Genomic DNA, 20493 nt, shown 5'->3' with positions numbered 1-20493 from the left:
TTATTCGTCTTCCAGTTGCGGTTGCGGAGAGTCTTCCGGAATTTTCACATGCACCTGGATGATACGGCGGCTGTCAGCCATCGCAACTTTGAATTGGTAACCCTCAATGTCGATGCTTTCACCGCGCGCCGGCAGATGGCCGAATCCCTGCATCACCAGACCGCCAATGGTATCGACTTCGTCATCGCTGAAATCGCTACCAAATACCTCATTGAAATCCTCAATCGGCGTCAGCGCACGCACCGTATAGGTGTGGCGGTTGAGCTGGCGGATATCGCGATCTTCTTCGTCGTCATATTCGTCTTCAATTTCGCCGACGATCAGCTCAAGAATATCTTCGATGGTCACCAGTCCGGAGACACCACCGAACTCATCAATGACGATTGCCATATGATAGCGCTGCGAGCGGAACTCTTTGAGCATGCGATCGACGCGCTTGCTCTCAGGCACCACCACGACCGGGCGCAGCACTTTTTCCATGCTGAATGGCTCGGCGCTGCTGCTCATAAACGGCAGCAGATCTTTCGCCATCAGAATGCCTTCAACATGGTCTTTATCTTCGCTGATTACCGGGAAGCGCGAGTGGGCAGATTCAATAATCACTGCCAGGCACTCTTCAAGGCTCTGGTTGCGCTTCAGGGTAATCATCTGCGAGCGCGGGATCATAATGTCGCGCACGCGCTGTTCGGCAATATCCAGCACCCCTTCCAGCATGTCGCGGGTGTCCTGGTCGATCAGCTCTTTTTGCTCAGAATCGCGGATCAGCCCCAGCAGTTCGTCACGGTTTTTGGGTTCGCCGTGGAAAAGCTGATTGATTAACAGGGAGAAAAAACCCTTTTTACTACTGGGTGCGTCGTTGTTTTGAGAATGGTCGTCGCTCATGGCGTTTTTATTTAGTTCTCTCGAATGAGGGAAAGGAACTGCCGGCATCCTCGCCAGCAGCGCAATGTCCTGAACCGGCGGTTCAGGCGTCTTCTTTTTCCGAAATGTACGGATCGGGATAGCCAAGAGCAAGCATTATCTCGGTCTCGAGCGCTTCCATCTCTTCAGCTTCCTCGTCTTCAATATGGTCATAACCCAGCAGATGCAGCGTGCCGTGAACCACCATGTGTGCCCAGTGCGCTTCAGGGCTTTTGCCCTGCTCGGCCGCTTCCTGCTCGACAACCTGACGACAAATAATCAGGTCGCCCAGCAGCGGCAGCTCAATGCCCGGTGGTGCTTCAAACGGAAACGACAGCACGTTAGTCGGCTTATCTTTGCCGCGATAAGTCAGATTAAGCTCATGACTCTCCGCTTCATCGACCAGCCGTATCGTGACTTCGCTCTCAGGCTGAAACGGCGTGACCGCCGCCTCCAGCCAGCGCTGAAACGCCGCTTCTGCGGGCAGGCCGTTTTCATCGGCACACGCCAGCTGCAAATCTAAAATCACCGTGCTCATGAAGGCTCCTGCGGCGTCGGCTGGCTGGCAGGTTGTGCCGCCTGTGCTTCACGCTTACGCTCTTCCGCCAGTTTATCACGGCGTTTCTGGTCCGCTTCTTCCCAGGCTTCATAAGCATTAACAATGCGTGCGACCACCGGATGACGCACCACGTCTTCGCTGTGGAAAAAGTTGAAGCTGATCTCTTCCACATTGGCCAGCACTTCAATGGCGTGGCGCAGACCGGATTTGGTGCTGCGCGGCAGGTCAATCTGCGTCACGTCACCGGTAATCACCGCTTTGGAGTTGAAGCCGATACGTGTCAGGAACATCTTCATCTGTTCGATGGTGGTGTTCTGGCTCTCATCAAGAATCACGAACGCGTCATTCAGCGTACGGCCGCGCATGTAGGCCAGCGGCGCGACTTCAATCACGTTGCGCTCCATCAGCTTCTCGACGCGCTCGAAGCCCAGCATTTCAAACAGAGCGTCATACAGCGGACGCAGGTAAGGATCGACTTTCTGACTGAGATCGCCGGGCAGAAAGCCGAGCTTTTCGCCGGCTTCGACCGCCGGACGCGTCAGCAGAATACGGCGAATCTCCTGCCGCTCCAGCGCATCCACCGCGGCGGCGACCGCCAGATAGGTTTTCCCGGTCCCGGCCGGCCCAATGCCGAAGGTGATGTCGTGATCGAGAATATTGGCGATGTACTGCGCCTGGTTTGGCGTACGCGGTTTAATTACGCCGCGCTTGGTCTTGATGTTTACCGCTTTACCGTACTCCGGCACGCTGTCGGCCGTCTGTTCCAGCACGCGACTCTCTTTGATCGCCAGATGGATCTGATCCGGTTCAATGTCCGGGATCTGGCCGCGCACCGGCGCGGTATCAACGTACAGCGAACGCAGAATATTGGCGGCCGCCTCGACACTCAGCGCACGGCCGACCAGCTTAAACAGGTTGTCGCGGCGATTGATCTCAATGCCCAGACGGCGCTCCAGCTGTTTTACGTTGTCATCAAACGGACCGCACAGGCTCATCAGTCGACGATTGTCTGCCGGTTCAAGGGCGATTTCACGAGTTTCTATATTCAAATGAATCCTTTGGGTCACTCAGGGCCAGTTGAAAGAAATAGCAGATACCGTACGCCAGGCGTCAGCATCTTTACGGAATTATTTATGGGGTCGCGCCCGGGCGCAAGCTTCAGGGGAGATATTTGGGCGGCAGCTGCGGAAAGCAAGGGCTGCGGGATGAAACAGGCGACAGCGCGTTGTGCGCTGTCGCTCAGTAATCGCGGTCTCAAGGTTGATACAGGCCCACGCCGATCTCATCCTCTTTACGCGTACGCGCAATCACCGATGCCGGACTCTCCGCGACGCGCAGGCCCATCTCCTCTTCGGTGCGAACCACGACGCCACGCAGCGAATTGGTATAAACATCGACGATTTCGACATCAACAAATTTACCGATCATGCGCACGTCGCCTTCAAAGTTGACCACGCGGTTGTTTTCGGTACGGCCGGTCAGCTCCATCACATTCTTACGTGAGGTGCCTTCCACCAGAATACGCTGAACGGTACCAAGCATGCGGCGGCTCCATGCCATCGCCTGCTGATTGATGCGATCCTGCAAAATGTACAAACGCTGCTTCTTCTCCTCTTCCGGCACGTCGTCCGGCAGATCGGCCGCTGGCGTCCCCGGACGCGCCGAATAGATAAAGCTGAAGCTGGTGTCGAAATTAACTTCGCCGATCAGCTTCATGGTCTGCTCGAAATCCTGCTGGGTTTCGCCCGGGAAGCCAATGATGAAATCTGAACTGATCTGGATATCCGGGCGCGCGGCCACCAGCTTGCGGATAATCGCTTTGTACTCCAGCGCAGTGTGCGCTCGCTTCATCAGCGTCAGAATACGATCGGCACCGCTCTGCACTGGCAGATGCAGGAAGCTCACCAGCTCCGGCGTATCACGATAAACGTCGATGATGTCGTCGGTGAACTCAATCGGATGGCTGGTGGTGAAACGAATCCGGTCAATCCCGTCAATCGCGGCCACCAGACGCAGCAGCTCGGCAAAGGTACAAATCTGGTCGTCAAAGGTCGCGCCGCGATAGGCGTTGACGTTCTGCCCCAGCAGATTCACTTCACGCACGCCCTGCGCCGCCAGCTGGGCAACTTCCAGCAGGATGTCATCGCAGGGACGGCTCACTTCCTCGCCGCGCGTATAAGGCACCACGCAGAAAGTGCAATATTTATTGCAGCCTTCCATGATCGAGACAAAAGCCGTCGGACCTTCAGCGCGTGGCTCCGGCAGGCGATCAAACTTTTCGATTTCCGGGAACGAAACGTCAACAATCGGACTCTTGCTGCCGCGCACCTGATTAATCATCTCCGGCAGACGATGCAGCGTCTGCGGGCCAAAAACGATGTCCACGCACTGCGCGCGCTGGCGAATTTTATCGCCCTCCTGCGAAGCCACACAGCCGCCCACGCCAATAATCAGCTCAGGATTCTTCGCCTTCAGCTTCTTCCAGCGTCCCAGCAAGTGAAACACTTTTTCCTGCGCCTTCTCACGGATGGAGCAGGTATTCAGCAGCAGTACGTCTGCGTCTTCGGCTTCCTCCGTCAGGGTATAGCCGTGCGTGCTGTTCAGTAGGTCAGCCATCTTCGATGAATCATATTCGTTCATCTGACAGCCCCAGGTTTTGATATGCAGTTTTTTGGTCATTGAACTAGCCATTGATTCTGAGCAGAGAAGTGCAGGGCGCGTATTGTAATGCTTTGGCGCGGGTGTGACCAGCATGCCCGTCATACTTCGCACGCCAGGTGCGTTGGCTGCGCGCGGCTCCCCCGGTCACTTACTGATGTAAGCTCCCGGGGAGATCCTTGCTTGCCGCCTTCCCGGCGCACGAATTATTTAGGGCATGATGCCGGTCATACTTCACATGCCAGGTGCGTTGGCTGCGCGCGGCTCCCCCGGTCACTTACTGATGTAAGCTTCCGGGGAGATCCTTGCTTGCCGCCTTCCTGGCGCACGAATTATTCAGGGCATGATGCCCGGTTATACTTCGCGCGGCTGAGCCGTCTGAAGCACAAGGTTAGCAGGGCTTTTCTGCTGGTGCGGTAAATTTCCGGTACACTTTGCCACATAGAGTGCTGCCGCAAGGCGTCACGGCAATCAGAAGGATAAGAGTCGATGCAGGATTCACAGTTTGATGTGGTGGTAGTGGGCGGCGGCATGGTCGGTGCCGCGCTGGCCTGTGGTCTGGCGCAGCAGCAGTTTCGCGTGGCGGTGATTGAACGTGCCGAGCCGGCCGCGTTTGACGCCAGCCTGGCGCCGGATATACGTATCTCCGCCATTGGTGCGTCATCGGTGGCGCTGCTGCGCCAGCTCAATGTCTGGCCGCGTGTCCAGGCGATGCGCAGCGCGCCCTACCGCAAGCTGGAAACCTGGGAATGGCAAAGCGCACACGTCACCTTCGACGCGGCTGCACTGGGCATTCCCGAGCTGGGCTATATGGTGGAAAACAGCGTGCTGCAGCGCGCGCTGTGGGAACAGATGCAGCAGGATGGCGTAACGTTGCTGTGCCCGGCCTCACTGCAGGCGTTACAGGCGCACAGCGGCGGCTGGCAGCTACAGCTGGATGACGGGACCACGCTGGATAGCCAGCTGGTGGTGGGGGCCGATGGTGCTAATTCGCGCGTGCGACAGCTGGCGGGTATCGGCGTGCGCGGCTGGAACTATGCGCAATCCTGCATGCTAATCAGCGTTGAGTGTGAACACGAGGCCGGCGATGCCACCTGGCAGCAATTTACGCCGGATGGACCGCGCGCGTTTCTGCCGCTGTTCGATCGCCACGCTTCGCTGGTGTGGTACGACGCGCCGGCGCGGATCCGTCAGCTGCAAAATCTGCCGCTCAGCCAGCTGGCCAAAGAGGTGCAGGCTAACTTCCCGGCGCGTGTCGGCCGCTTCCAGGTGAAGAACGCGGCGTCGTTTCCGCTGGTGCGCCGCCATGCCACACGCTACGTGCTGCCGGGCCTGGCGCTGGTCGGTGATGCTGCGCACACCATCAATCCGCTGGCCGGGCAGGGGGTTAATCTCGGCTACCGGGATGTGGATGCGCTGATTGATACGCTGGTGGATGCGCGCAACCAGGCGCAGCGCTGGGCATCGCTGCCGGTATTGCAGCGTTATCACCGCCAGCGCTACAAAGATAACTTGCTGATGCAGGGCGGTATGGATCTGTTCTACTTCGCCTTTAGCAACGCGCTGCCGCCGCTACGTGTAGTGCGTAACCTTGGACTGATTGCGGCAGAGAATGCTGGCGTGCTCAAGCGTCAGGTGCTGCGTTACGCGCTGGGGTTGTAAACTCACCGGGCGCCGCAATCGTGGCGGCGCCATCTGTTGTATAAGGCGTGAAATTGAGGAACGACAAAAACAACAAAGCCCGCAAAAGCGGGCCTGTTGTGCAATTTGGCTGGGGTGCAGGGATTCGAACCCCGGAATGCCGGAATCAGAATCCGGTGCCTTACCGCTTGGCGACACCCCAATAGGTGTTTGGTCAAATTGTCTTTGTATGGCTGGGGTGCAGGGATTCGAACCCCGGAATGGTGGAATCAGAATCCACTGCCTTACCGCTTGGCGACACCCCAATTTGTTTGGTGGCTACGACGGGAATCGAACCTGTGACCCCATCATTATGAGTGATGTGCTCTAACCGACTGAGCTACGTAGCCAGATTGTACTGCTTTACTGCACCCGATGATGGCTGGGATACCTGGATTCGAACCAGGGAATGCCGGTATCAAAAACCGGTGCCTTACCGCTTGGCGATATCCCATTCGTCGACTCGTATCCACGAGAGTGCATCGGATTGGCTGGGGTACCTGGATTCGAACCAGGGAATGCCGGTATCAAAAACCGGTGCCTTACCGCTTGGCGATACCCCATCCGGCTGCCGAAGACTGAAATGGTGCGGGAGGCGAGACTTGAACTCGCACACCTTGCGGCGCCAGAACCTAAATCTGGTGCGTCTACCAATTTCGCCACTCCCGCAAAAAGATGGTGGCTACGACGGGAATCGAACCTGTGACCCCATCATTATGAGTGATGTGCTCTAACCAACTGAGCTACGTAGCCATCTTTTTTCGCGTTACCTTCATCGGCGTTGCGGGGCGCATTATGCGTATTGAGCTTTGTAGCGTCAACAAATTTTTTGCCGTTTTTTGCCTTAACGCGCCTGTTTGTCTGGCTTGTAACCAGGCTGATGATTTATTCGGCAATTTTCGATCGTATCCGCGTCAGATGCAAGAAAAAGGGGCCACAATGGGCCCCTTATACGCATAAAGAAAATGCTTATTTGTACGCTGACTGATGCACGCCTACCGCACGGCCAGACGGATCGTCCATCGATTTAAACGCTTCATCCCACTCAATGGCTTTCGCTGACGAACAGGCCACGGATGGACCGCCCGGAACGCACTCTGCTGCGCTTGGCAGTGGGAACAGCTCCTCAAAGATTTCGCGATACAGATACGCTTCTTTCGAGGTTGGCGTGTTGTGCGGGAAGCGGAAATGTGCGGTCGCCAGCTGCTGCTCGCTAATCTGCTTCGCCGCCACTTCTTTCAGCGTGTCAATCCAGCTGTAGCCTACGCCATCAGAGAACTGCTCTTTCTGACGCCACGCCACGCTCTCCGGCAGGTAAGAGGAGAAACACTCACGCAGAATGTGTTTTTCCATTTTGCCGTTGCTGCCGCACATTTTGTCTTCCGGGTTGATACGCATCGCGACATCAAGGAATTTCTTATCAAGGAACGGCACGCGTGCTTCCACGCCCCACGCCGACATCGCTTTGTTAGCGCGCGCGCAGTCAAACATGTGCAGTGCCAGCAGCTTACGCACGTTTTCTTCGTGGAACTCCTGAGCGTTCGGTGCTTTATGGAAGTAGAGGTAACCACCAAACACTTCATCCGCACCTTCACCGGAAAGCACCATTTTGATGCCCATCGCTTTGATTTTACGCGACATCAGATACATTGGCGTCGACGCACGAATGGTGGTCACATCGTAGGTTTCGATGTGGTAAATCACATCGCGGATCGCATCCAGACCTTCCTGCACGGTGAAGTGAATTTCATGGTGCACGGTACCGAGGTGATCGGCCACCGCCTGCGCCGCTTTCAGATCCGGCGATCCTTCCAGACCGACGGCAAACGAGTGCAGCTGCGGCCACCATGCATCGCTCTTGTCCTGATCTTCCACTCGTTTGGCGGCAAAGCGCTTGGTCACCGCAGAGATGATGGAAGAGTCGAGTCCGCCGGACAGCAGCACGCCGTACGGTACGTCTGACATCAGGTGACTCTTCACTGACTCTTCCAGCGCGTGCTTCAGGCCAGCGGCATCGGTGGTGTTTTGCGCCACGGCGGCAAAATCCATCCAGTCACGCTGCCAGTAACGACGGATTTCGCCATCGGTGCTGGAGAGGTAGCTTCCCGGCGGGAATTCTTTGATGCTGCGGCACACCGGCACCAGCGCTTTCATTTCAGAAGCAACATACAGGTTGCCGTGCTCATCGTTGCCCATATAGAGCGGAATAATACCGATGTGATCGCGGCCAATCAGATACTGCTGTTTGACGCTGTCCCACAGAATGAAGGCGAACATGCCCTGCAGGTCGTCGAGGAAGTCGAGGCCTTTTTCCTGATACAGCGCGAGGATGACTTCGCAGTCTGAACCCGTCTGGAACGCGTAGCGATCGCTCAGTTCCGCGCGCAGCGCCTGGTGGTTATAAATTTCGCCGTTAACAGCCAGTACGTGGGTGTGATCCGCGTTGTACAGCGGCTGGGCGCCGTTGTTCACGTCAACGATGGACAGGCGCTCGTGCACCAGAATGGCTTTCTCATCAGCGAAGACGCCTGACCAGTCCGGGCCGCGGTGACGCATCAGACGGGAACATTCCAGCGCTTTCTTGCGCAGTTCAACAGGATCGGTCTTCAGATCCAGCACACCAAAAATCGAACACATAACTGACTCCTGATCTCACCCTGTGGCGATGTTATTGACTTGTTTGTCCGGCAGACTGCGCTGCGTGATGTATAAGAAAATGCGCTAATTGATAGTGGTAACGCAAGCGAAATCACCAAATACTGATAAAAAGATTGTTGGTGTGAAGTAATGTTGAATTTTATTCAAAAATATAACTATTAAATTAGATGGTGTCTAATGAATTGTCAGAAGTGATGGTTTTGTGCGCAACCGATGAGGCCGCGTCAGCGGCTGAATCACAGCGCTATGCCAGACACATAAAAAAGCCCTGCACACCGTAACGGCGAGCAGGGCCATAAGCAGACAGCATGACGCGAATCAGAACAGGTCGATATCAGCCACGGAAGGGTAGATCCAGTCCGGACGGAACGGCATGGCGTCGATATCGCTCAGCGTAGAGACGCCGGACAGCACCAGAATGGTTTCCAGACCGGCCTGGAAGCCAGCCAGAATATCGGTGCGCAGGTTATCGCCCACAATCACCGTCTCTTCTGAATGCGCATGCATTTTATTCAGTGCGGCGCGCATGATGTAAGGGCTGGGCTTACCGACATAAAACGGTTTGCGGCCGGAAATGGTTTCGATACCGGCACAGAGCGCGCCACAGGCCGGCACAAAGCCGCGTGCGTGGGTATCGGGATTGGTCGCGATAAAACGCGCACCGTTAGCCACAAAGAAGGCGGCTTTATGCATCATCTCCCAGTTAAACGATCGCGTCTCGCCGACGATGACGAAATCCGGGTTGACGTCAGTGATGGTAAAACCGGCCTTATACAGTTCATGAATCAGCGCGCCTTCACCAATCACGTAGGCTTTTTTGCCCTCCTGACGACGCAGGAAATCCGCGGTTGCCATGGCGGAGGTGTAAAACACCGAATCCGGAATGTCGACGCCGGCGTTGGCAAAGCGGTTGGCTAGATCCTGCGCAGTTTGTGACGGATAGTTGGTCAGTACCACCAGCGGCATCTCTTTTTCCAGAATGCGTTGCAGGAATTCGTTTGCGCCTTTAACGGCGGTATTGTCGTGCATCAACACGCCGTCGATGTCACAGATTACGCTTTTGATGGTCATAGATGGCTTCCGGTCGGGCCTGCCAGCCGGCAGGCTTTCTATTATTCTTCCAGCAGGTGCTGCAGCAGAATGCCATTCAGCATAGCGCGTTTTGCCAGCGCGAAAGCGCCAATTGCCGAACGATGGTCCAGCTCAGACCGCACCACGGGCAGATTTTTGCGAAACGCGTTCAACGCCTGGGTGTTAATGCAGCCCTCAATCGCCGGGAACAGCACTTTATCGGCATCGGTAATTTCGCCGGCCAGCACCACTTTTTGCGGGTTAAACAGGTTAATGGCGATAGCGATCGCTTTGCCGAGATAGCGGCCAACGTACTCGATCACTTCGCAGGCCAGCGCGTCGCCCTGATTGGCGGCGCGGCAGATTTGCGGCATCTGGCAATCATCCAGCGTCAGGCTGCTGGGATAACCCTGATTGAGCAGGTGGCGCACGCGGTTCTCAATCGCGCCGTTGGCGGCGATGGTTTCGAGGCAGCCAAAGTTGCCACAGTGGCAGCGTTCGCCGAGCGGATCGACCTGAATGTGGCCAATCTCACCTACGTTGCCATTGCTGCCGAGAAAAATGTGGCCGTTCGCGATGATGCCGGCGCCGGTTCCGCGGTGTAAACGCACCAGAATGGAGTCTGCACAGTCGCGGCTTGCACCGAAATAGTGCTCAGCCAGCGCCAGGCTGCGGATATCGTGGCCGACAAAGCTGGTGACGTTAAAGCGTTTTTTCAGGCTCGCCACCAGCGGCCAGTGGCTGACGGCAATGTGCGGCATGTAGCGAATGATGCCGTTAATCGGGTCGACCAACCCCGGCAGGATCACCGCGATAGCGATCAGCTCATGAATTTTACGCTGGTGCGCGCTCATAAAGGCACTGATGGCGTTGAACAGCGCGTTCTCCAGCGTCTCCTGGGTGCGCTCCGGCAGCGGATAATCTTCCTGCGCCAGCGATTTTCCGCTGAGATCGAACAGCGTCAGCGTGGCATCGTTGCGCCCCAGGCGCACGCCGATGGTATGAAAATGGCGGGTTTCGGTGATGATGGAGATGGCGCGGCGCCCACCGGTGGAGGCCTGTTGCTCCACCTCTTTGATGAGGCCGCGTTCGATAAGCTGACGGGTAATTTTGGTGACGCTGGCGGGCGCAAGCTGGCTGAGTTCGGCAATCTGAATACGCGAAATCGGCCCCTGTTGATCAATCAGCCGGTAAACAGCTGCACTGTTAAGTTGTTTGACAAGATCGACATTTCCTATTTGAGTCTGGCCGCCAGTGGTCATTCAGTACTTACTCGCTGAGGACGTTGTCTCCGTTGACGAACGTCTTAGTGATTTGATAATCGCGGGTAAAGACAGTGAGGTTGGCGACTTTTCCTGCTTCCACCGTACCAAACTGCTTTTCCACACCCATTGCCCTTGCCGGATACAGGGTCGCCATGCGCAGCGCTTCGTCCAGCGCGATACCACAATGTTCCACGCTATTCTGCACCGCTTCAATCATCGTCAGCGCAGATCCGCTCAGGGTACCGTTCTCATCTACGCACAGGCCGTCGCGATAGTATATTGTTTTACCTGCAAAAATGAATTGATCAATCGACGCACCGGCCGGCGCGGTGGCATCGGTCACCAGCACCAGTTTGTCGCCTTTGATTCGTTTTGCATTGCGCACGTTAGCGTAATTGACATGTAAACCGTCTGCAATAATGCCGCAGTATACATCAGGCGAATCAAACAGCGCACCGATAAGACCTGGCTCACGACCGCTAAAGGCGCTCATGGCGTTATACAGGTGGGTGGCAAAGGTGACGCCCGCGCTGATGCCCGCTTTGGCTTCGGCATAGGTAGCATTGGAGTGACCGGACGACACAATAATTCCGGCGTCACGCAGCTGGCGAATCACTGCGCTGCCCGCATTTTCCGGTGCCAGCGTAACTTTGGTGATGACGTCAGCGTTGGCGCACAGGAAATCCACCAGCTCCGCATCCGGCAGACGAATCAGCTGCGGATTGTGAGTGCCTTTCTTCTCTTTATTCAGCCACGGACCTTCCAGATGCAGGCCCAGCGCCTGATTCTGATGCTTCGCCAGGTAAGCGCGCATGGTTTCAATCGCGCGCTTCATCAGTTCATCACTGCTGGTAATCAGCGTCGGTAAATAGCTGGTGCAGCCGGATTTTTCATTGGCACGCTGCATGATCTCCAGCGTTTCCACGCTCAGGGCATTGATGTCATCGTTGAACTGCACGCCGCCGCAGCCGTTGAGCTGCAGGTCGATAAATCCGGGAGCGATGAACGCACCAGCCACATCCTGTTGTGGAATCGCGGCGTCCAGCGCATCGCGCGGGCAGACACGCTCAATCAGGCCATTGGCAATCACCACGGCGTGATTGTCCAGAACTTCATGACCGGTAAAAATCCGGCCGTTAACTAATGCGTACATCATCTCTTCTCCCGGCTGAACCTGCTGCGCTTAACAGCAGGCTTTCTACAACGTGTTGTTACACACCTTTCATATTTTCCGCTTCCATTTCGCGGAAATATTTCACGGTTTTCACTTTCAGTTCCATGGTGGCTGGCTCATCACACACCACCACCGCTTTCGGGTGCAGCTGCAGGCAGCTGATGGTCCACATGTGGTTGACGTTACCTTCTACCGCCGCCTGCAGCGCCTGGGCTTTGACGTGGCCGGTCACCAGAATCATCACTTCTTCCGCATCCAGCAGCGTGCCGACGCCCACGGTCAGGGCATATTTAGGCACCTGATCAACATCGCCGTCGAAGAAACGCGAGTTCGCCACACGGGTGTCGTGCGTCAGGGTTTTAATGCGGGTGCGGGAAGAGAGCGAAGAAGCCGGCTCGTTGAACGCAATGTGGCCATCGTTGCCGACGCCGCCCATAAACAGGTGGATTTTACCCAGTGCGCGGATCTTCTCTTCGTATTGGCGACATTCTGCGTCAATATCTTCGGCATTGCCATTCAGAAGATTGATATTTTCTGGTTGAATATCAACGTGATCGAAAAAGTTACGGTGCATAAAGCTGTGATAGCTTTCCGGATGCTCTTTCGGCAGTCCGACATACTCATCCATATTGAAGGTGATCACGTGTTTGAAACTAACCTGGCCCGCTTTATGCATCTCGATCAGGTGCTTGTAGGCTTCCAGCGGCGTACCGCCGGTTGGCAGTCCCAGCACAAAGGGACGGTCTGCGCTGGGTTTAAAGGCATTGATGCGATTAACGATATGGCGTGCAGCCCATTTACCCACCTGGGTCGGTGTGGCCAAAGGGATCAGTCTCATGTCTTCACCTCAGTTAAGATTGGAAAGTTAGGGTCGCGTTTACTGCTGCAGCTGGCTGCTTATAGGGTAACCCGTTTGCGCGCTCGCGGCGTTGGAAAAGTGCGACCTGATATTTTTCATCATAAAATAAGTTTGTGGTGGTGGCTAGCATTTCGCAGTGAAAAACGTCCATTTTGGTGATTAAAGTCACAGTTACACTGGTTTTAATTTGCGAGGCGAATTAATTTATCTTTACACTGCGCCTCGTGGTGAAGTGTGTCATCAAGGTACCGGGTGCCGGGATAATAAAATCAACCCGCATCACGGCAAAACGCCAGTCTCATAGGGGGAGAATAAGGTGAGTATTTTAGGATATCTGCAAAAGGTCGGCCGCGCGCTTATGGTGCCGGTAGCGACCCTGCCGGCAGCGGCAATCCTGATGGGGGTAGGTTACTGGATCGATCCGGACAGCTGGGGCGCAGGCAATGCGCTGGCAGCACTGCTGATCAAATCGGGTTCTGCCATCATCGACAACATGTCCGTGCTGTTCGCCATCGGTGTGGCTTACGGCATGTCAAAAGATAAAGACGGTGCAGCGGCATTAACCGGCTTTGTAGGTTTCCTCGTGGTTACTACCCTGTGTTCACCCGCCGCGGTGGCCATGATTCAGAAAATGCCGGTGGAGCAGGTTCCTGCCGCTTTCGGTAAAATCAATAACCAGTTTGTCGGCATTCTGGTGGGCATTCTCTCGGCGGAAGTGTACAACCGCTTCAGCCACGTTGAGCTGCCCAAGGCGCTGTCGTTCTTCAGCGGTCGCCGTCTGGTGCCGATCCTGGTCTCCTTCCTGATGATTGTGGTCGCCTTTATCCTGATGTATGTCTGGCCGATCATTTTCGGCGGTCTGGTGAGCTTTGGTGAGCACATCCAGAAACTGGGCTCGGTCGGCGCGGGCGTGTACGCCTTCTTTAACCGTCTGCTGATTCCGGTTGGCCTGCACCACGCGCTGAACTCGGTGTTCTGGTTCGACGTGGCGGGCATCAACGACATTCCGAAATTCCTGGGCGGCGCGCAGTCTATCGCCAACGGTACCGGCATCCCGGGTATCACCGGTCGCTATCAGGCGGGCTTCTTCCCGATCATGATGTTCGGTCTGCCGGGTGCGGCGCTGGCAATCTATCACTGCTCACGTCCGGAAAACCGCGCCAAAGTCGGTGGTATCATGCTGGCAGCGGCATTCGCCGCCTTCTTCACCGGCATCACCGAGCCGCTGGAATTCTCCTTCATGTTCGTGGCGCCAGTGCTGTATGTAATCCACGCCGTGCTGACCGGTATTTCGGTCTTCATCGCTGCCAGCATGCACTGGATTGCCGGTTTCGGTTTCAGTGCCGGTCTGGTGGACATGGTGCTGTCGACGCGTAACCCGCTGGCTGTGCACTGGTGGATGCTGATCCCGCAGGGTCTGGTGTTCTTCGTCATCTACTATGTGGTGTTCCGCTTCACCATTCAGAAATTCAACCTGCTGACGCCGGGCCGCGAGCTGGCTGCCGGTGATGAGACAGATGGCTACGACGTCAACGTTGATCACAGCAGCAACGGTGAGAGCGAAACCGAATCTCTGGCACGTCGCTACATCGGCGCGGTGGGCGGTTCTGACAACCTGACCAACATCGACGCCTGCATCACCCGTCTGCGTCTGAATGTGAAAGACTCTGCGCAGGTGAATGAGAGTGTGGCTAAACGCCTCGGTGCTTCTGGTGTGATCCGCCTTAACAAGCAGAGCGTGCAGATCATTGTTGGTACGCAGGCCGAAAGCATTGCGACCGCGATGAAAACCGTACTGAGCAAAGGTCCGGTAGCCGGCGCAGCGGCACCTGCTGCGGCAACCACCGCCGCGCCTGCGGCTGCTCAGCCCCAGGCCGTGCGCAACAGCGAGAAAAAGGTGATTGCAACGCTGCTGGCACCGGTCAGTGGCGAAGTGGTAGCGCTGGAAAACGTGCCGGATGAAGCCTTCGCCAGCAAAGCGGTAGGCGATGGTCTGGCGATCAAACCGAGCGATAAAACTGTCGTCGCGCCGGTGGCGGGCACTGTGGTGAAAATCTTCAACACCAACCATGCATTCTGCCTTGAAGCCGAAAATGGCGTTGAGATTGTCGTGCACATGGGTCTCGATACCGTCGCGCTGGAAGGTAAAGGGTTTACCCGTCTGGTGGAAGAGGGCGCAACCGTCACAGCGGGTCAGCCGATCCTCGAAATGGATCTGGACTTCCTCAACGCCAATGCGCGTTCGATGATCAGCCCGGTGGTGGTCAGCAACAGCGATGATTTTGCTGGTCTGAATCTGCTGGCAGGCGGTACCGTGGTGGCAGGCGTTACGCCGCTGTACGAAGTCAAAAATTAACACGTATTGATCGTCACTGAAGGCAGGAAGCAATTCCTGCCTTTTTTGTTTTAAAACGACCAACAAACGGTTGTTTCCCTTCAGCGCTTTGTGGATCATACTCCGTTACTTCGTGGTACAAATCACCCGCTATTGTTTTGAGGATTTTGAGATGAGTGAGGCTGAAGCCCGCCCAACGAACTTTATTCGTCAGATCATCGACGAAGATTTGGCGAGCGGTAAGCACAACAGTGTGCATACCCGTTTCCCGCCTGAGCCCAATGGTTACCTGCATATTGGCCATGCAAAATCGATCTGCCTGAACTTTGGTATCGCACAAGATTATCAGGGGCAGTGCAACCTGCGTTTCGACGACACCAATCCGGTCAAAGAGGATATGGAGTTCGTTGAATCGATCAAGAATGATGTGCAATGGCTGGGCTTTGAGTGGAGCGGCAACATTCGTTACTCCTCTGACTACTTTGACCAACTCTTCAACTACGCGGTTGAGCTGATCAACAAAGGCCTGGCCTACGTTGATGAGCTGTCGCCAGAGCAGATCCGTGAATATCGCGGCACGCTAACCGCGCCGGGCAAAAACAGCCCGTATCGCGATCGCAGTGTGGAAGAGAACCTGGCGCTGTTCCAGAAGATGCGTGATGGCGGCTTCGAAGAGGGCAAAGCCTGTCTGCGTGCCAAAATCGACATGGCATCCAGCTTTATTGTGATGCGCGATCCGGTGCTGTACCGCATTAAATTTGCCGAACACCACCAGACTGGCAACAAGTGGTGCATCTATCCGATGTACGACTTTACCCACTGCATCTCCGATGCGCTGGAAGGCATCACCCATTCCCTGTGTACGCTGGAGTTCCAGGACAATCGTCGTCTCTACGACTGGGTGCTGGATAACATCACTATTCCGGTGCATCCGCGTCAGTACGAGTTTTCGCGCCTGAATCTGGAATATGCGGTGATGTCGAAGCGTAAGCTGACGCAGCTGGTGAGCGAGAAGATTGTTGAAGGCTGGGACGATCCGCGCATGCTGACCGTATCCGGTCTGCGCCGTCGTGGCTATAGCGCGGCGTCAATCCGCGAATTCTGCCGCCGTATTGGTGTGACCAAGCAGGACAACATTGTTGAGATGGCGTCGCTGGAGTCGTGCATTCGTGACGACCTCAACGAGAACGCGCCGCGCGCTATGGCGGTGCTGGATCCGCTGAAAGTGGTGATCGAGAACCTGCCGGCCGGGCATGAAGAAATCATCAGCATGCCGAACCATCCGAACAAGCCGGAGATGGGCACGCGTGAGGTGCCGTTCAGCCGTGAGGTGTGGATCGATCGCGCCGACTTCCGTGAAGAGGCCAACAAGCAGTACAAACGTCTGGTGCTGGGTAAAGAAGTTCGTCTGCGCAACGCTTATGTCATTCGTGCCGAGCGCGTGGCGAAAGATGAAGCCGGCAACATCACCTGCATCTACGCTACCTGCGATGTCGACACCCTGAGCAAAGATCCGGCCGATGGCCGCAAGGTGAAAGGCGTTATCCATTGGGTATCGGCGATTCACGCGCTGCCTGCCGAATTCCGTCTGTACGATCGTCTGTTCAGCGTGCCAAACCCGGGCGCGGCCGAGGATTTCCTCACCACCATTAACCCGAACTCGCTGGAGATCAAACAGGGCTTCGTTGAGCCGGGTCTGCGTGCCGCCAGCGCGCTGGCACCGTATCAGTTTGAGCGCGAAGGTTACTTCTGCGCAGACAGCGTGTACTCGCAGCCGTCGAAACTGGTGTTCAACCGCACCGTGGGTCTGCGTGATACCTGGGCAAAAATCGGCGAATAATTTTACTGCTTGATAGCACGATATGATCAGCAAAGGGCGAGCAATCGCCCTTTTTTATTGCCCGTTATCTGCAAACGGGAATCGATTATGCTGAACCAGACAAAAAACAGTAATTACGCGCGATTACGACTAATCTGACTTTAATAAAATTAACTAATTTACCCGTGTGAAATCGTTATTTTCAGGTAGGCTATGCGCTCTTAAATGTTGCTGTGCGGGTTAGCGAAGGAAGAAAAATGACAAGTCTCGCTCTGGAAGCCAAACATAGCGTGGTGGTTTTACATCAGCTTATCGAACGTATTTTTAATCAGGCCGAAGGCAGCGATGACAGTATGGATCTGCTGCTGTCGCACTTTCATCCCGACTTCAAAATGGTGACGCCGCAAGGCAAACAGCTCGATCTCAATGACACTGAAACCCTGTTTCGCAAACTGCACGGGCAGCGGGAAGGGATGCGAATCGCCACCAGTGAGCATGCCATCATTTCCCAGCAGCAGCAGGAAGTGACCATTCAGTATCACGAACTGCAAATGCTTAACGGCAACAACCAGACCCGCATTTCGCTGGCGGTGCTGGACTGCAGCACGCCGGTTCCGCGCTGGCGCTATTTGCAGGAAACGCTGGTCGCCTGAACGCAGCCATAAAAAAACCGGTGCCTGGCACCGGTTTTTTTATACTGCATAGCATATTCAATTACTGATCGTGGAGCGTCTCGTCTTCGCGGCAGTCTCCCAGCGCACAGTGGCCGTACAGATACAGGCTGTGGTTGCTGAGTTTGATACCGTGGCGTGTCGCAATCTCACGCTGACGCGTTTCGATAGATTCATCGCTAAACTCGATTACTTTGCCGCAGTCGAGGCAAATCAGGTGATCATGATGATGCTGCTGGGTCAGTTCGAACACGGATTTCCCGCCTTCGAAGTTATGACGCGTCACGATGCCGGCGTCGTCAAACTGGTTCAGAACACGGTATACCGTCGCCAGACCAATCTCTTCGCCCATGTCGATCAGGCGTTTGTACAAATCTTCCGCACTGACATGATGGGACTCGGGTCCGGGTCCCTGAAGCACTTCCAGAATCTTCAGTCTGGGCAGCGTGACTTTCAGGCCAGCCTTTTTCAATGCGGAGTTGTTGTCAGTCATGCGGATATTGTCCTGTTACTTTGCTAGTCACTTACGGCGCAAAGGCCTTGAATGTGTGGTCAACGCGCATTCTCATTTGCGTCTCATTATAGAGCTCAGCCTGCGAAATGAAAACCGGCTGCGGCGGACAATTCCCCGGATGCTGTAAGGAGAAATGTCGTGAACCTCAGCGGGATCGTGCAGATCGATGTTCCTTTTCGCGCAGTCTCAGTCTGATGCCCGAGGAATAAGCAGATGACCGTTGCGGGTATTCTACAGAATTGAGGGAAAAAGTTAAAAAACCGTAGCTATTATTTTTATAGGTAATTCCATTGCCCGATGTGAGCCAGCGCCCACATCGGACAGGAAAGCATCAGGCTTCGATGATCGCCTGCAGCTGCAGCTCGTCAAAGATCTGCTTAACCCATTTGTCGACGCGCTCGTTAGTCAGTTCAGGCTGACGATCTTCATCGATGGCGAGGCCAAGGAAGTGTTTGTCGTCTGCCAGACCTTTAGAGGCTTCGAAGTGGTAACCTTCGGTTGGCCAGTGGCCCACAATCACTGCGCCGTTTGGCTCAATGATGTCGCGAATGGTGCCCATCGCGTCACAGAAGTACTCGGCATAATCTTCCTGATCGCCGCAGCCAAACAGCGCTACCAGCTTACCGTTGAAATCAATCTCTTCCAGCGTCGGGAAGAAGTCATCCCAGTCGCACTGGGCTTCACCGTAGTACCAGGTCGGAATACCCAGCAGCAGAATATCGAATGCTTCGAGATCTTCTTTGGTGCTCTTAGCAATGTCATGCACTTCGGCGACATCTTTACCCAGTTGTTTCTGGATCATTTTTGCAATGTTTTCAGTGTTGCCGGTATCGCTGCCGAAGAAAATGCCTACGATTGCCATGGAGTGAGTAACCTCTTAAATCCTGATTGTGAAAGTAAGTCAGAAGACGACACAGTTATGCGAATGATAGCAGACCGGCGAAAAGCGCGGAATGTGTAAAGCGCTGACTTTGTGTTCCAGCGTGCTGTCTGCGCACGTTACGCCAGTTTGAGCTGCGCCAGCAGCATTTGTTCAATCAGTTCACTGCGGCTGATGTTCTGCTGCTCGGCCAGCGTATTAAGCGCGTCGACCGCTTCGCTGGACATTTTCAGCTCAACGCGGCGCAGGCCGCGCACCCGGTCGCGCTTCAGCTGGTTGCGCTTATTAATGCGCAGCTGCTCATCACGCGACAGCGGACTGGTTTTAGGGCGACCGGGACGCCGCTCGTCTGCGAAGAGATCGAGCGTGGTACGATCTGTCTGTTCTTTTGCCATGGTTTGTGAAACTGCGTGGGCGCGAACGGCGGAAAGGCGCTGCGCGATTTAAACATTTATCGGCCCGACCGCGGCGAAAAAAGCATCCGCGGCAAATTTTTAGCGCGACATCATACTCCAGCGCCCGGCGCGACGCCAACCCTAAACCGCCCGTAGCAAGCTTTTGCTTTTACAGGTTAAAAAAGCGGCGCACCGCGCGCAGTACGGCATCGGGTTTTTCGGCATGCACCCAGTGGCCGGCACCGCTGATAATGTGCGCCTGCGCCTGCGGGAACTGGCGCAGCAGCGCATCACGGTGCTGATTGTCCAGATAGGGTGAATCACCGCCGCGAATAAACAGCGCCGGATGAGGCCACGCGGGCACCTCCTGCCAGCCGGAGAGCACCGGATAATTGTCCCATAACACCGGCACGTTGAAGCGCCATTCGCCTTCATAGAAAGATTTCAGAATGAACTGAATCACGCCTTCTTCGCGCACGTGCTCACGCATCACGTCGGCCGCAGCGCTGCGGCGCGTGACACCAGCTGCGCTGACCGCACGGATCGCCGCGAAGATCTCATCGTGGCGTCGCGTCTGGTAATCCACCGGCGCGATATCAATCAGCACCATTTTGCCAATCCGTTCGGGCGCAACGGCGCTCAGCGCCATGGCAATTTTGCCGCCCATTGAGTGGCCGATAACATCGACCCGTTCGATGTGGTGCGCATCCAGCGTGTCAACCATATCCTGCGCCAGCGCAGCGTAGTGCATCTCTTCGCTGCGCGGTGACAGGCCGTGGTTACGGACATCCACCTGCAGCGTGGGCCGTGCATCGCGCACGCCGCGCGCCAGTACGCCGAGGTTATCCAGGCTACCAAACAGGCCATGAATTAACAGAATGGGCTGGGCATCAGGGGCAGATTGTTCAGTTTGCAGACGGGCGTTCAAAATCATGGCTAAAGTTCTTTCGGTTGAGACCTGGGCTTAGGGTATCATGGATTCACCTGTCCCGGCGCCAGGCGGTCAGGCATTAGGGCATATTCCGACTTTTGCCCGTAAACGATGCCAGCGCTAC

17 protein-coding genes and 7 tRNA genes are annotated in these 20493 nt (G+C 55.5%); 4 read left to right on the top strand and 20 right to left on the bottom strand.

Annotated features, from left to right (window positions below; genetic code table 11):
* The 4 genes from corC to miaB form a co-directional block, all read right to left on the bottom strand.
* Positions 1-882: a CNNM family magnesium/cobalt transport protein CorC gene (gene corC, locus H7K56_RS05195; RefSeq protein ID WP_021508571.1), complete on the bottom strand. Its 882-nt coding sequence runs from the start codon at positions 880-882 to the stop codon at positions 1-3.
* A gap of 82 nt (positions 883-964) precedes the next feature.
* On the bottom strand, positions 965-1438 hold the full coding sequence (ybeY, locus tag H7K56_RS05190) for an rRNA maturation RNase YbeY (RefSeq protein ID WP_010616134.1): 474 nt from the start codon (positions 1436-1438) through the stop codon (positions 965-967).
* On the bottom strand, positions 1435-2508 hold the full coding sequence (locus H7K56_RS05185) for a PhoH family protein (RefSeq protein WP_058769440.1): 1074 nt from the start codon (positions 2506-2508) through the stop codon (positions 1435-1437). Before H7K56_RS05185 ends, ybeY begins: the two co-directional genes overlap by 4 nt.
* Before the next feature lie 205 nt (positions 2509-2713).
* Positions 2714-4138, bottom strand: a complete 1425-nt coding sequence (gene miaB / locus H7K56_RS05180; RefSeq protein WP_021508568.1) for a tRNA (N6-isopentenyl adenosine(37)-C2)-methylthiotransferase MiaB — start codon at positions 4136-4138, stop codon at positions 2714-2716.
* 468 nt (positions 4139-4606) lie between these two features.
* Here miaB and ubiF point away from each other — a divergent pair, with 468 nt between their 5' ends.
* The gene (gene ubiF / locus H7K56_RS05175) at positions 4607-5779 is read left to right on the top strand and encodes a 3-demethoxyubiquinol 3-hydroxylase (RefSeq protein WP_150360920.1); all 1173 of its coding nucleotides are present in this window, start codon (positions 4607-4609) and stop codon (positions 5777-5779) included.
* 106 nt (positions 5780-5885) lie between these two features.
* On the opposite strand, the gene H7K56_RS05170 is transcribed toward ubiF, so the two are convergent.
* The 12 genes from H7K56_RS05170 to nagB all read right to left on the bottom strand — a co-directional run bounded on the left by H7K56_RS05170 (position 5886) and on the right by nagB (position 12803).
* Positions 5886-5960, bottom strand: a tRNA-Gln gene (locus H7K56_RS05170).
* Between the two features lie 28 nt (positions 5961-5988).
* Positions 5989-6063 (bottom strand) — tRNA-Gln (locus H7K56_RS05165).
* Positions 6064-6070: 7 nt separating this feature from the next.
* A tRNA-Met gene (locus H7K56_RS05160) sits at positions 6071-6147 on the bottom strand.
* A gap of 29 nt (positions 6148-6176) precedes the next feature.
* Positions 6177-6251 (bottom strand) — tRNA-Gln (locus H7K56_RS05155).
* Between the two features lie 34 nt (positions 6252-6285).
* A tRNA-Gln gene (locus tag H7K56_RS05150) sits at positions 6286-6360 on the bottom strand.
* A gap of 21 nt (positions 6361-6381) precedes the next feature.
* Positions 6382-6466 (bottom strand) — tRNA-Leu (locus H7K56_RS05145).
* A gap of 7 nt (positions 6467-6473) precedes the next feature.
* Positions 6474-6550: transfer RNA gene (locus H7K56_RS05140), tRNA-Met, on the bottom strand.
* A gap of 216 nt (positions 6551-6766) precedes the next feature.
* Complete coding sequence (asnB, locus tag H7K56_RS05135) at positions 6767-8434, bottom strand: asparagine synthase B (protein WP_021508566.1); 1668 nt, start codon at positions 8432-8434, stop codon at positions 6767-6769.
* Between the two features lie 339 nt (positions 8435-8773).
* Positions 8774-9526, bottom strand: a complete 753-nt coding sequence (locus tag H7K56_RS05130; protein WP_021508565.1) for an HAD-IIA family hydrolase — start codon at positions 9524-9526, stop codon at positions 8774-8776.
* 41 nt (positions 9527-9567) lie between these two features.
* A complete protein-coding gene (gene nagC, locus H7K56_RS05125) occupies positions 9568-10788 on the bottom strand; it encodes a DNA-binding transcriptional regulator NagC (RefSeq protein WP_021508564.1) in 1221 nt (406 codons plus the stop codon).
* 7 nt (positions 10789-10795) lie between these two features.
* Positions 10796-11944: an N-acetylglucosamine-6-phosphate deacetylase gene (nagA, locus tag H7K56_RS05120; RefSeq protein ID WP_058758042.1), complete on the bottom strand. Its 1149-nt coding sequence runs from the start codon at positions 11942-11944 to the stop codon at positions 10796-10798.
* Positions 11945-12002: 58 nt separating this feature from the next.
* Positions 12003-12803: a glucosamine-6-phosphate deaminase gene (gene nagB, locus H7K56_RS05115; RefSeq protein ID WP_104187117.1), complete on the bottom strand. Its 801-nt coding sequence runs from the start codon at positions 12801-12803 to the stop codon at positions 12003-12005.
* Positions 12804-13146: 343 nt separating this feature from the next.
* Between nagB and nagE the strand changes: the two genes are divergently transcribed.
* The 3 genes from nagE to H7K56_RS05100 all read left to right on the top strand — a co-directional run bounded on the left by nagE (position 13147) and on the right by H7K56_RS05100 (position 17631).
* Positions 13147-15180: an N-acetylglucosamine-specific PTS transporter subunit IIBC gene (gene nagE / locus H7K56_RS05110; RefSeq protein ID WP_058758041.1), complete on the top strand. Its 2034-nt coding sequence runs from the start codon at positions 13147-13149 to the stop codon at positions 15178-15180.
* A 151-nt stretch (positions 15181-15331) separates the two neighbouring features.
* Entirely contained in the window at positions 15332-16999 is a 1668-nt protein-coding gene (gene glnS, locus H7K56_RS05105) for a glutamine--tRNA ligase (protein ID WP_058757889.1), read from the top strand.
* Positions 17000-17235: 236 nt separating this feature from the next.
* Positions 17236-17631 (top strand): hypothetical protein, encoded by a 396-nt coding sequence (locus tag H7K56_RS05100; RefSeq protein WP_021508559.1) that lies wholly within the window; start codon positions 17236-17238, stop codon positions 17629-17631.
* 61 nt (positions 17632-17692) lie between these two features.
* Here the strand turns inward: H7K56_RS05100 and fur are convergent, their stop codons facing one another.
* From fur to ybfF, 4 genes are all read right to left on the bottom strand, one after another.
* Positions 17693-18142 (bottom strand): ferric iron uptake transcriptional regulator, encoded by a 450-nt coding sequence (gene fur / locus H7K56_RS05095; protein WP_021508558.1) that lies wholly within the window; start codon positions 18140-18142, stop codon positions 17693-17695.
* 352 nt (positions 18143-18494) lie between these two features.
* Entirely contained in the window at positions 18495-19025 is a 531-nt protein-coding gene (gene fldA / locus H7K56_RS05090; protein ID WP_021508557.1) for a flavodoxin FldA, read from the bottom strand.
* A gap of 137 nt (positions 19026-19162) precedes the next feature.
* Positions 19163-19438 (bottom strand): LexA regulated protein, encoded by a 276-nt coding sequence (gene ybfE, locus H7K56_RS05085; RefSeq protein WP_010616122.1) that lies wholly within the window; start codon positions 19436-19438, stop codon positions 19163-19165.
* 169 nt (positions 19439-19607) lie between these two features.
* Positions 19608-20372, bottom strand: coding sequence for an esterase (gene ybfF / locus H7K56_RS05080; protein WP_150360921.1), 765 nt, complete (start codon positions 20370-20372; stop codon positions 19608-19610).
* Between the last annotated feature and the right edge of the window lie 121 nt (positions 20373-20493).

It is taken from the genome of Pantoea dispersa (genome assembly GCF_014155765.1).
GTDB lineage: Bacteria > Pseudomonadota > Gammaproteobacteria > Enterobacterales > Enterobacteriaceae > Pantoea > Pantoea dispersa.
The sequence above is the reverse complement of the archived record's forward strand: the minus strand, read 5'-3'. Positions and strand labels throughout refer to the sequence as shown.